Consider the following 12,328-nt stretch of genomic DNA (forward strand, 5'->3'; position numbering starts at 1 on the left):
AGACAGATGAATCACATCTGATCGCTTGAAATCAAACATCGAAAGAGGAAGTCATGCTCAAGATCAACCAAACAGCAGCCGTGTACGGGGCGCTCGCCTTGGCCGCGGGCTGCGCAGGCGGCGACGGTGACAGGACGATGGACGAGCCGCTCGGCAGCGCCCAGCAGTCCATCGCCAGCTCCACGCATCAGTTCGCCGGTGATTACCTCAAGAACGTCCCGACGACCGACGGACGGACGCAGTGGTCCAGCGTCGTCATCAACAACCCGAATCCCACCCCGGCCACGGTCACGCTCACCATCCACCGCAACGACGGGACCGGAGCGCTCGCCGTGCTCTCGAAGACGATTCCCGCGCGCGGCTGGTACAACTCGTACGGCCAGCCAGACTGGCTCGGCGCAACGGAGACAGATCCGGTGAACCATCGCTCGACCGGCTGGATCGAGCTCACCGCCGATGTGCCCGTGGTGGCGAACAACCGGCTGGACGTGCGGACGGGCACGACGTTCAACTCCCCAGTCGCGCTCTTCAATGATGCTCCGTTCCTGAAGTCCCCGTCGCTGCGGCTCTTCTCTCCCTATTTCCTGCGAAAGTGGCCCACGGGGACGAGCGGCGTCACCCAGTGGACGGACGTCACTGTGAACAACCCGAACGCCGCGCCGGCGCACGTCACGGTGCGGGTGCACAAGATTGACGGGAGCGGGGTGCACGCGACCCGGAACGTCACCGTGCCCGCGAAGGGCTCCTGGTCATCCTACGGCAAGCCCGAGTGGCTGAACATCCCGCCCACCGACCCCGGCAACGGCGGCGCTATCGGCTGGATCGAGGTGCTCTCGGACGCGCCGGTCGTCGCCTCCAGCCGGCTCGCGATGCGGAGCGGCGCCACGTACGACGCGTCGCCCATCCTCCTCGATGACTCCGGTTTCCAGGCCGGAGCCGCCCATACCCTGCGCGCCCCCCTCTTCCTCAAAGGCTCGACGGCGGGCGGGACGAGCACCCAGTGGTCACACCCTGTCGTCGTCAATCCCAACCCGACGCCCGCGACCATCAACGTCGTCGTGCGGCGGCCGGACGGCAGCCTCCCGGACCTCGCCTCGTTCTCGAGGACGATCCCGGCCATGGGCTGGTGGAACGCCTTCGGCGACGCGAGCTGGTCCAGCGCCGCCGGCCCCATCGGCTGGACCGAGATCACCGCGAGCCACCCTGTGTTCGGTCTCAACCGGGTGATGTTCCGCGACGGAAACACGGCCAGCTCGCCCTTCAAGCTGTTCGACGACGAGCCGCTCGACCAGACCACCGCCAGCCAGAGCTTCGCGACGTTTTACCTGAAGAAATGGCCGAGCACGGCGGGATACAGGCAGTGGACCGATCTCGTCGTCAACAACCCAAGCAGCTACCCGGCGACCATCACCGTCCGGATTCACAAGGTGGACGGCTCGGGCGATCTGACGTTCTTCACCCGGCAGATCGCCGGGCGTGGCATGTGGCGCTCGGGCGCCGATCCCGAGTGGCTCTCGCTGCCGGCCTCGGATTCCGCCAACGGACGCTCGGTCGGGTGGGTCGAGATCACCTCCTCGTCACCGGTCATCGGGCTGAACCGGGTCAACCTCCGGAGCGGCGATACCCCGAGCTCGCCGGTCGTGCTGTTCGAGGACACGGTGCTCCAGGGGGACATCGGCGCCGCCTGCGATCCCATCGGCCCCGGCGTGTTCTGCGCCCGGACCACGGAGGAGACTGCCAGCTCGCAGGCTCATGGGGCCACCTGACGGCGTTTTTCGCAGGGTCATGGGGCCACCCCAATCGCAGGAGGATGGGGCCACCCGCGCGGGGGCGTGACCTAGTTTTTCGCAGGGTCATGGGGCCAGCTTCCGAGGTTTTTCGCAGGGTCATGGGGCCAGCTCGGGACGCCGCGGTCGGGATCTGAGACGGGCTCCTTCCGACGACGGCGCGGGTCGCCGTCGGAAGGAGCCCGATGCCCTACCGAGAGCTGATCATGGTTGACATCAAGGAAATGCTCCGCCGTCGTGCGGCGGGGCAAAGCGCGCGTCAGGTGGCGCGCGAGACGGGGTTCGATCGCAAGACGGTCGGCAGGTACTTCGAGGCCGCAGCGACGTTGCCACTGCCGCGCGACCGCGAGCCGACGGACGAGGAGATTCATGCGATCGCCCAGCGCGTGCAGGCGCGCCCGGTGCCCGACGCGAGCGACGAGAGGAAGCAGATCGACGCGCATCGCGTGCGTATCGAGGCCTGGCTCGCCCAATCTCGCCCGCTGAAGCTGCGGAAAATCCACACGCTGCTCCAGCGCGACCACGGCGTCACGGCGAGCTACGACACGCTCTGGCGCTTCGCCAAGGAGGAGCTCGCGTGGCGCAAGAAGACGCCGACGGTTCGTGTCGCTGATACCGAGCCCGGCGAGGTCGCGCAGGTCGACTTCGGCCTCATGGGCAGGCTGTTCGATCCTGCGACGCAGCGAGTTCGCAATCTGTGGGTGCTCGTAGTGACGCTCGTGTACAGCCGCTACCAGTTCGTGTGGCCCTCGTTCGAGCAGACCACCGTGGCGGTGTGCGCGGGCCTGGATGCGGCGTGGCGGTTCTTCGACGCGATGGCGCGCGTGATCATCCCGGACAACATGAAAGCCATCGTGCTGCGCGCCGACGAGCTCACCCCCGTGCTCGTGCCGGCCTTCCTCGACTACGCTCAGACGCGCGGGCTGTTCGTGGATGCCGCGCGTGTCAGGTCGCCGAGAGACAAGGCACGTGTCGAGAATCAGGTCGCCTACGTGCGGGAGAGCTGGTTCGACGGCGAGTCGTTCACGAGCCTCGACGACGCGCGCGTGTCGGCTGAGCGGTGGTGCCGCGACGTCGCCGGCGCGCGCGTCCACGGCACGACGCGCGAGGTGCCGCGCGAGGTGTTCGAGGCGCGCGAGAGGAGCGCCATGAAGCCGGCGCCGGCCGCGCCGTTCGACGTGCCGTACTGGACCGACGCGAAGGTGCACCCTGATCATCACGTGCAGGTGCTCCGGTCGCTCTACAGCGTGCCCTCCCGCTACGTCGGCAGCACAGTGCGCGTCCGCGCCGACGGCGCGTCGGTGAGGATCTACGCCGGCACGGAGCTCGTGAAAGTGCACGCGCGCGTCGCGCCGGGCAAGCGTTCCACCGATCCGAGCGACTACCCCATGGGCAAGGACGTCGCGGCGGTGCGCGACGTCGCCTCGCTCATCGCGAGCGCGAAGAAGTGCGGAGTGCATGTCGGGGTCTACGCTGAGCGGCTGCTCGCGGTGCCATTGCCCTGGACGCGCATGCGGCTGGTCTACGCGCTGCTGCGTCTGTGCAAGAAGTTCGGTAACGGGCGTGTCGAGGCGATCTGCCAGAGCGCGCTCGCGTTTGATGTCGTCGACGTGCAGCGCGTGGCGCGCATGCTCGAGACGGCGAAGACACCGGCGTCACCGTCCACGGGGCAGCGCACGGTCGTTGCGCTGCCCGCGCCGCGGTTCGCGCGCAGCACGGAGCACTTCGCGACGCGCATGCCGGCGGCTGCCGCGACCAAGGAGGACTCGTGATCAGCTCGAGCGATGTCGACCCCGCGCTCATCACGGCGCTCAAGCGTCTTCGTCTCGGCCGCATCGCGGCGACGCTGCGCGAGCGTCTCCTGGTCGCCGAGAAGCAGTCGATGGGACACGAGGAGCTGTTGCTCATGCTGCTCACCGACGAGATCGCGCGTCGCGAGGCCAGCGCGACGGAGAGTCGCGTACGCGACGCCGGGCTCGACCCGGCCATGCGCCTGGAGCTCTGGGACAAGACCGCGAAGGTCAGCTTCGACAAGCGTCTGCTCGGCGGGTTCACGAGCCTACGCTTCCTCGAAGAGCACAAGCACATCGTCATCCTCGGCTCTGTCGGCGTGGGCAAGACCTACCTCGCGAACGCGCTCGGACACCTCGCGTGCCAGCACGGCTACAGCGTGCGCTTCTTGCGCGCCGACGCGATGCTGCGCAGGCTGCGCCAGAGCAGGCTCGACAACTCACGCGACGCCGAGATGATCACGCTCACGACCGTCGACCTGCTCATCCTTGACGACTTCGCGCTCGAGGCGATGAACAAGGAAGAGAGCCGCGACGTGTACCAGCTCTTCCTCGAACGCACAGGCAACGCTTCGATGATCGTCACGAGCAATCGCGACACGGCCGAGTGGCTCGCGATGTTCGACGACGTGCTGCTCGCGCAGAGCGCCGTCGATCGGTTCAAGAACGCGGCGTTCGACTTCATCATCGAGGGGGAGTCGTACAGACCGCGGCTCAAGCCGAAGCTCGACGAGAGCACCACGGCCGCGCCGGTGCCCGCGCGCAGCAAGCCGCCCACCCACCCACGCAGCAGGCGGCGATGACCGCTGCGGCCCCGGCGAGGACGTCGAGCCCGGGGCCGCGCCTCTGACCCCTCGCTCCGATCGGCGTGCCTCGCCCCCCTCGTCGACGGGAGCGCGGGTGTCGCCGGGGGCGGGGTGTACCTGCCTGCTCCTGGGCGTCGCGGACCCTGCCGGGATCTACACGGGGGCCTGGGTGGCCCCATGACCCTGCGAAAAGAGAGACGTCGCCGGTCGCTGCGCGCCCGGCTCCGGGGACCTCGACACGCTTCGCGGTCTCGGGCATGGTCGAGACCGATCACGGCGTCTCCCCCTGGCCCCATGACCCTGCGACGGGGTGGCCCCATGACCCTGCGACGTGGCAGAGACCGTCTCGCGGTTCAAGGAGCTGATGATCGTGGATCCCTCGGTGGTGAACGATCCGGTGCGCGCCTCCAGCGCGCAGAACGGGCACTGGAGCTTCCGCTGGCTCATGGAGCAGATGGTGACCCCGGGCGCGGACCCGTCGGAGTTCGTCGCGAGCTGGCTGAGCAAGGGGTTCGCGGCGGGGACCGTCAATGGATACCCCGTCCAGGATCGGGTGAACGTGATGGCGCTGATCGATTCATGGCCGAAGATCCCGGGGACGAACAAGATCGACCTCAGCCAATCCCCGTTCAAGCTGCTCGCCATCGTGAACCGGATCGATCTCGCCTCGGGGGGCGCGGGTGAAGGTCGCTTCGTCTTCGGCCTGAACCAGGGCGGATCCGCGCAGGCGATGACCGTCATTTTCGAGTACAAGCTGCCCGCGAGCGCGTCGAGGGAGGTGTGGACGCAGCGGTTCCACGCGCTCGGCACGCTGCCCTTCGGAGAGAACTACAATGCGCGGCTGCAGATGATCACCGACCAGTACGCAGCGCGCGGCGCGAACCTGGCCGGCGTGAACGGAAGCGCGCTCGGCCAGCTGCGCACCAACGAGTTGCTCGATCCGTTCTTCTCCTCCTGGCAGCTGCGGGAGTTCAACCTGGTCGCGGACAGCCCGGCGCGCCTACGAATCACCACCACCAAGCAGACGCCTGCCAAGTCGTTCGCGTTCGAACGCTCCGCGGAGCTTGGGAGCTACGTCTCCCGCAACGCGTCGGCGATCCTTGCTGGCACCGCGATCGTCCCTGGGTGGATGCTCAGCGGTGAGTCGGACGCGAACTTCGAATGGACGGTCCTGGGGGTCAGCGAGCAGGTGCGCCACGCCTTCGCCCAGCAGACGTGCAACGGTTGTCACGCAGCGGAGGCGCCGGTGATCGACAACTTCTACCACGTATCGCCGCTGCGCACGGGGGGCTCGGACGGCACGGGCCGGCTCTCGCCGTTCCTGCTCACCGACCTGCAGCTCCGCGAAGACTTCCTGCAGGCGACGCTCTGCGCCGGCAACTGCCGTGGCGTCACCCCGGCGCGCGCGACGTCCAGCCGCGCTCACTGAGGCCTCGCCCTGGAATCGGCAGAGCCCGCGGGCGCGAAGCCGGCGCTGGGGTTCGGGGCGGAGGCCCGAGGAAACAAAGCCAGTGCCGCCCGCCCGAAGCCGCCGCGAAGCGGCGCAGAAGTCCGGCCAGAGATGGCCGGACTTCGGGCGGGCGGAACTGGGCTCTGTCCGACGACCCCGGTACGTTCATGCGTCAGGCGCGAGAGCTCTTGCGATCCGACGGATCGCAACGGTTCGCCCCCGCGGAATCGCTCCGTCAGAACCCGATGTCCTCGCGGATGGCGACCACGATCTTGCAGTGGTTCACGAGATCGTCCGTCGTCTTGACCTCGGTCGTGTAGTTGAGACCGTACGGCCAGAAGTGCTGCGTGTCCGCGTGCACGACGTCGCTCTCGTTGCCCGTGATGGCCCTGAGCTGGCGTGTCGCCGCCTCGCCCGTGAAGACGCCGTCCACCACCAGCGCGCCGAACTCACGGCTGCCGACCCCCAGGGTGTGACCGATCTCGTGCATCGCGGTGATGTAGTTCATGGAGCTCGTCGCGCCGAACCGGATGGACCCATTGACGTTGCCGTCCGCCGTCGCGACCGACGGCACGTAGGACACCGACAGGCGCTTCTCGATGCTCGTTTGACAGTTGTAGTGCGACAGCGCCTCATCCATCGCGCTCGTGATCTTGTCGTATGCAGACTGCTGCTCCGCCGTCGGCGAGGCGACCTTCGCGAGCGTGTAGGTGATCCCCCCCGTCCCCGGGCAGCCCGTGTCCGCGCCGCCCGCGCCGCCCGTGTCTGCGCCACCCGCGCCGCCGTCGCCCGCGCCGCCCGTGCCCGCTTCGCCCGCGCCCGCGCCGCCGTCACCCGCGCCGCCCGTGCCGGCGCCGCCGGTGCCCGCTTCGCCCGCGCCCGCGCCGCCGCTCCCCGAGGCGCTGCCGCCCGTTCCACCGTCTCCGCCTCCGCCGGTCGCACCGCTCCCCGAGGTCTGTCCGCCGGAAGCCGCCGCGCCGCCGCTCCCGCTGGCGACGCTGCCGGCGTCCGCGGGGCTGTCACCCGAGCCCCCGCACGCGACCGGACCTGCCGCCGCGAGCGCGAGCAAAACGATGTGGGTCGCCAGTTGCCTCAGCATGTTTCGTGCTCCTTCCACAAAGGATTGAAAAGCATTGAATCGTCGCTCACCGCACAAGGAACGCTCCCGGCTCCCGCGCGCGTCGAGCGCCGACGAAGTCCGCGTCACCGCCCTCTCACCGGCCGTGCCAGAGGTCAACTCGCCGCTGTTCACCACGACTCGCTCGGTCGCCGCGACAGCAGCCACGATAAAAGATTGTAGCTGGATCGAACACGCAGGCGGAGCTCGGCCGCCGCCCCGCGAGAGTCGAGCCCGCGCACGCCTGCCCGGCTCCCTGAAGCCGATCCCCACGGAGCCGGCACGGAGCCGACCGGGCGCGAGCGTCTTCCGGGGTTTCTTCGCCGAATCCGCCGGAACCCGCTCGGCATCGACGGACGTCGAACGAGGTCCACCCTATATGAACCAACGTGAGCAGCGAGGTCGGCCGTGGACAAGGTGTGCTGACGAGATCGACAGCCGCTCTGTCCAGACGCTTCATCGATGAGGCGGGACGACCGGCGCAGCGCGCCGCCCTTTCCGGATCACGCCCGCTCCCCCGGTCGCGCCGGGCCGCCCGGCGGAGGGAGATGGGATGAGCCACAGCGCCATCGCCACGGGCGCCGTGTTCCAGGAGCGCTACGAGATCGTCTCCGCGCTGCGCGAGAGCGGCTTCGCCGACGTCTACAAGGGGCGTCAGCTCGCCACCGGACAGGCCGTGGCCATCAAGGTCATGCACCCGATCCGGGGCAGCAAGTCCGCCGACGTCGCGCGGCGCTGCGCCCGCTTCCACCAGGAGGCGCGGTTCTGCGCGCAGCTCCACCACCCCAACATCGTCCGGCTCATCGACGCCGGACAGACGGACGACGGCACCCTCTACACCATCTTCGAGTTCGTGCCCGGCCAGAACCTGGCGGAGGTGCTGGCCAAGGAGATCGCCCTCGATCCGCGCGAGGCGCGGTACCTGATGCTCCAGGTCCTCGACGCCCTCGGCTGCGCCCACGGGCAGAACGTCGTCCACCGCGACCTCAAGCCCAGCAACATCATGATCGTCTCGACCGGCGCGCGGCGAAACGCGCTGGTGCTCGACTTCGGCATCGGCGCGGTCATCGCCGGGGCCATGGAGGGCGTGGATCCCAAGCTCACCCCGAGCAACGAGATCCTCTGCACGCCGGCCTACGCGGCGCCGGAGCAGCTCCTCGGACAGCCGGTGAGCGTGCGTTCGGACCTGTACGCCTGGGGGCTCGTCTTCCTCGAGTGCCTCACCGGCAAGCCGTCGATCACCGGCAGATCGCTGCAAGAGGTGCTCTTCCGGCAGGCCAGCCCCGAGCCGATCCCGATCCCGCCGGCGCTCCTCGGGCACCCGCTCGGCGCCCTGCTCCGGCGCGCGACCCTCAAGGACATGGCCGCGCGCGTCGTCACGGCCTCGAGCCTGCTGCGCGAGCTCGAGGCCTGCGACGTGGAGACGCTGAGCCGCGAGGACCTCGTCGAGGCCGCGCGAGCGCCGCGCTCGCCGCCTGCCCCGACCCAAGGCGCGGAGGACGCGAGCCCGTGGCGCCGCGTCGCGAGCGAGACGGCGCCGCTCGACGCGCCCTCGGGGGAGCCCCGGGCGCTGCCGAGCGACCACGCGGCGGCCGAGACGATGCCGTCTCCGGCCACGCCCCGACGCGTGGACGCGCCGGCCCCGCCGGGGCCAGAGGGACCGGCGCTGGAGCGACCCGACGGCGAGCGGCGGCCCCTCACCGTCGTCTGCTGCACCTTCACGGCCTCGGGCCCGGGACTGAAGACCACCGACGTCGAGGAGATCGACGATGTGCTCGACGAGCAACAGGACGCCTGCGCCGAGATCGCCCGCCGCCACCGGGGGCGCTTCGCGGGCGCGCTGGGGGATCAGGTCCTCTTGCACTTCGGTTATCCCTCCGCGCAGGAGGACGACGCCCGGCGCGCCGCCCGCGCGGCGCTGGAGGTCGTGGCGGACGTGAAGGCGCGCAGCGCGCAGCTCACGGCGGCGCGGGGCGTGGCGCTCGAGGTCCGGATCGGGCTCCACACCGGCCTCGTGGTCGCCGGTCAGCTCCATCGGTACACACAGCACCTCGGGACGACACCGCAGATCGCGGCCCGGCTGAGCGCGGCCGCGGCGCCGGGCACGGTCGTGGTCAGCGGCGAGACCTTCAGGCTCCTCCGGAGCCGGTTCGCGCTCGAGCCGATGGCGCCGCCCGATCTCTCGTCCGTCGCGCGCCCGCTCGCGATCTACCGCATGGGGCAGGAGATCCCTCCCCCGGCCCAGGACCAGGACATCGCCGGCCGAGACACCGAGCCGCTGATCGGGAGGAGCCAGGAGCTCGATCTCTTGCTCCAGCGCTGGAGCCAGGTCCGGCAGGGCATCGGGCAGAGCATCCTCGTCACCGGCGGCCCCGGGATCGGCAAGTCGCGCCTCACCGGGGAGCTCGCCCGGCGCCTCCGCGGCGAGCGGCACAGCTGCCTGGAGTGCCGCTGCGTGCCCGATCAGCGGAGCAGCGCGCTCTATCCGTTGATCGAGCTCCTGGAGCGGTTGATCGAGACGGGCCGGGACGACGCGCCGGGACGCCGGCTCGCCCGGCTCGAGGCGCTCCTCTCGCGCCGCGGCTTCGACCTTTCGGAGATGGTGCCGCTGCTGGCGGCGCTGCTGTCGATCCCCCTCGAAGGACGTTACGCCGCCCCGCTGGACCCGCCGCCGCGGCAGAAGGAGCGGACGCTCAACGTGCTCGTGACGATGCTCTTCGACATGGCCGAGGAGCAGCCCGTCCTGTTCATGGTCGAGGACCTGCAGTGGGCCGATCCGACGACCCTCGAGTGGCTGGCCGTGATGATCGCCGACGTGCCCTCGGCGCGGCTGATGGCGGTCTTCACAGCGCGGCCCGAGTTCTCGCCGCCCTGGTCGATGTCGAGCATGCTCCAGATCCAGCTGAGCCGCCTGGATCGGTCGGACGTCGAGCACCTGGTGGCGCGCCTCGCCGGCGGCCGCGCGCTGCCTGGGCCCGTGCTGGCGCAGGTGGTCGACCGGACCGACGGCGTCCCGCTCTACGTCGAGGAGCTGACGCGGATGGTGCTCGAGTCCGGGGCGCTCGTGGAGGAGGGGGACCACTACCGCCTCGCCGAGCCGCTCTCGGCGCTCGCGATCCCCACGACGCTGCGGGGCCTCCTTATGACGCGCCTCGACAGGCTCGGCAGGGCCAAGGAGACGGCCCGCATCGCCGCGGCGCTCGGCCGGGAGTTCTGCCAGGACGTGCTCTGCGCCGTGTCCGCGCTCGACGGGGAGCAGGTCCAGGAGGACCTCGAGCGGCTGATGGCCGCGGATCTCATCCACAGGAAGCGGCGGCTGAACAACCCGACGTACCAGTTCAAGCACGTGCTCATCCGGGACGCGGCCTACGAGTCGCTCTCGAAGCGGAGCCGGCGGAAGGTGCACGCGATCATCGCCCGGACGCTCGAGGCGCGCTTCCCCGAGATCGTCGCGGCGCGGCCCAACCTGCTCGCGCACCACCACGCGGCGGCCGAGCAGCTGGAGCGGGCGATCGCGTACGCGGAGATCGCGGCGGAGCGCGCGCTGAAGCGGCCCGCGAACGCCGACGACACCGAGGCGATCGTCCATGTGACGCAGGCGCTCGGCTGGCTGTCGGCCATCGCGGACGCGCGGGAGCGCGCGCTGGCGGAGCTGCGCCTGAACAGCCTGCTGATCCTGGCGCTCGTGGGCCGGCGCGGGGACATGCCGAGGGAGCTCGAGGCGGCGGTCCACCGCTGCGAGGAGCTGAGCGACGAGCTCGGGGAGAGCGAGATCACCGCGCCAACGCTGCGGGCGATATTCTGGTACCACCACATGCGGAGCCATCGCGGTGAGGCGCGGGCGATGGTGGAGCGGCTCCTCGGCATGGCCAGGCGATCGCACGACACCGGCGAGCTGGTCTCGTCGATGGTCCTGCTCGGACAATGCTTGTATATCGAAGGAAAGCTCGCAGAGGCTCGCCAGCATCTCGACCGAGGCATCGCGCTCTACGACGCTCCGGCACATCGAGAGCACGCTTTCCTCTATAGCGTCGATGTCAAGGTCTGGGGGCTGTACACGCTCTCGATGGCGCTTTATCTGATGGGCTTTCCGGCGCAAGCGCTGGCCCACGGGCAGGCCGCGGTGGCTTGGGCGCGCGAGCTCGACCACCCGAACAGCCTCGGGATGGCGCTGGTCCACCTGGCCGGCGTCTACCACTACGGCCGAGAACGGGAGCAGGTCGCCGCGATGATCGACGCCCTCCTCCAGCTGACAGAGCATCATCAGCTCTGGGTCACGGCCCACTGCTGGGCTCTGCGCTCCTGGACGCAGCGCGACCTCGCGCAACTGAGGCAGCACGTCGAGACGATCCGGGACACCGGCCAGCAGGTCGGCCTACCGTACTGGCTCTCTCTCGTGGCGGAGCTCGAGGCCGAGCGCGGGCAGCACGACGCCGCGGTGGAGCAGCTCGCGGGCTGCTTGCTGCTCGCCGAGGAATCGGGGGACGCGTATTACGTCGCGGAGCTCTACCGCTTGAAGGCGCTGTCTCTCCGCGCCCTGGGCGCCAACGCGGAGCAGGAGAGCGAGCAGTGCTTGCGGCGATCGATCGCTGTCGCGCGTGAGCAGGGTGCAAGAACGTTCGAGCTGCGCTCGACGCTGGCGCTCTGCCAGATGCTCGTGCAGCAAGCCCGGCGCGACGAGGCGCGTCCCCTGCTCAGGCAGATCACCGACTGGCCTGTGGAGTGCGCCGATCTTCCCGAATTTGCCGAGGCGCGATCGCTGCTCCAGGAGGTGACCGATTGATCTTCGGCGGCGGCACCTCCGTCACCTTCATCGCGTTTGCGTTGAGTTGCATTGGATGCGCGAAGGGCTCGACGGCGCGCGGCGCCGGTTCAATGAGTTCCATATCCCATGCCAGTGCCTGCGGCACCGGCCATTGGAGGTGATCATGTTTTCCCATCATTCATCCAAGTACATGTCCAGGATCGCGGAAACCCACGGCGCTCCCGCGCATCTCGACGAGGAGGCGCGCCCCCCGCACGAGCGAGGAGCGATGGAGGAAGGGCTCTTGGAGCTGGAAGGAGCCTGGTTGCGCGCCGTCGCGCTCTGCTGGGAAGACGCGACGCAGCTCGATCGGCTGAAGAGCGATCCGCGGGGGTACTTGATGGCTTGCTGCGGCTATGCGGTCCCGCCGGGGATCGAGCTCACCATCCGCGAGGCCCGGGAGGCAGGGTCGCCGGACGGCGACGCGTTGCGCTTCTGCGAGCAGCGCAGGGGCTGGGACCCGTCCGCGGGCGCCATCACGCTCTATATTCCACCGCCGCCGGAGCTGGAGGATCAGCCCGTCGCGCTGGCCGAGCTCGCCAGCGACCCCGGGTCGTCCGCCATTGTCTGCTGA

7 protein-coding genes are annotated in these 12,328 nt (G+C 69.6%); 6 read left to right on the forward strand and 1 reads right to left on the reverse strand.

The genetic code is table 11. The features are described from left to right. Positions 1 to 53: 53 nt before the first annotated feature. The 4 genes from WME97_RS28100 to WME97_RS28115 all read left to right on the forward strand — a co-directional run bounded on the left by WME97_RS28100 (position 54) and on the right by WME97_RS28115 (position 5,812). Positions 54 to 1,766 (forward strand): hypothetical protein, encoded by a 1,713-nt coding sequence (locus WME97_RS28100; RefSeq protein WP_437541799.1) that lies wholly within the window; start codon positions 54 to 56, stop codon positions 1,764 to 1,766. A 227-nt stretch (positions 1,767 to 1,993) separates the two neighbouring features. Further along, a complete protein-coding gene (gene istA / locus WME97_RS28105; RefSeq protein WP_437541801.1) occupies positions 1,994 to 3,559 on the forward strand; it encodes an IS21 family transposase in 1,566 nt (521 codons plus the stop codon). Then, entirely contained in the window at positions 3,556 to 4,380 is an 825-nt protein-coding gene (locus WME97_RS28110; RefSeq protein ID WP_437541803.1) for an ATP-binding protein, read from the forward strand. The genes istA and WME97_RS28110 overlap by 4 nt, the downstream gene beginning before the upstream one ends. A gap of 334 nt (positions 4,381 to 4,714) precedes the next feature. Beyond that, positions 4,715 to 5,812: a hypothetical protein gene (locus WME97_RS28115; RefSeq protein WP_437541805.1), complete on the forward strand. Its 1,098-nt coding sequence runs from the start codon at positions 4,715 to 4,717 to the stop codon at positions 5,810 to 5,812. Positions 5,813 to 6,068: 256 nt separating this feature from the next. On the opposite strand, the gene WME97_RS28120 is transcribed toward WME97_RS28115, so the two are convergent. After that, positions 6,069 to 6,932 carry a hypothetical protein gene (locus tag WME97_RS28120; protein ID WP_437541807.1) on the reverse strand — a complete coding sequence of 288 codons (864 nt, stop codon included), beginning with the start codon at positions 6,930 to 6,932 and terminating at the stop codon, positions 6,069 to 6,071. Between the two features lie 571 nt (positions 6,933 to 7,503). On the opposite strand from WME97_RS28120, the gene WME97_RS28125 reads away from it, so the two are divergent. Both WME97_RS28125 and WME97_RS28130 read left to right on the forward strand, forming a co-directional pair. Continuing rightward, complete coding sequence (locus WME97_RS28125; RefSeq protein WP_437541809.1) at positions 7,504 to 11,733, forward strand: TOMM system kinase/cyclase fusion protein; 4,230 nt, start codon at positions 7,504 to 7,506, stop codon at positions 11,731 to 11,733. 145 nt (positions 11,734 to 11,878) lie between these two features. Then, positions 11,879 to 12,328, forward strand: a complete 450-nt coding sequence (locus tag WME97_RS28130; RefSeq protein WP_437541811.1) for a BMA_0021/BMA_0022 family TOMM bacteriocin — start codon at positions 11,879 to 11,881, stop codon at positions 12,326 to 12,328.

It is taken from the genome of Sorangium sp. So ce367 (assembly GCF_051520455.1).
GTDB classification, from domain to species: Bacteria; Myxococcota_A; Polyangia; order Polyangiales; family Polyangiaceae; genus Sorangium; species Sorangium cellulosum_B.

Coding starts and splice junctions, on each gene's coding strand:
- WME97_RS28100 (WP_437541799.1), top strand. CDS start 54: ATGCTCAAGATCAACCAAACAGCAGCCGTGTACGGGGCGCTCGCCTTG.
- WME97_RS28130 (WP_437541811.1), top strand. CDS start 11,879: ATGTTTTCCCATCATTCATCCAAGTACATGTCCAGGATCGCGGAAACC.
- istA (WP_437541801.1), top strand. CDS start 1,994: ATGGTTGACATCAAGGAAATGCTCCGCCGTCGTGCGGCGGGGCAAAGC.
- WME97_RS28120 (WP_437541807.1), bottom strand. CDS start 6,932: ATGCTGAGGCAACTGGCGACCCACATCGTTTTGCTCGCGCTCGCGGCG.
- WME97_RS28125 (WP_437541809.1), top strand. CDS start 7,504: ATGAGCCACAGCGCCATCGCCACGGGCGCCGTGTTCCAGGAGCGCTAC.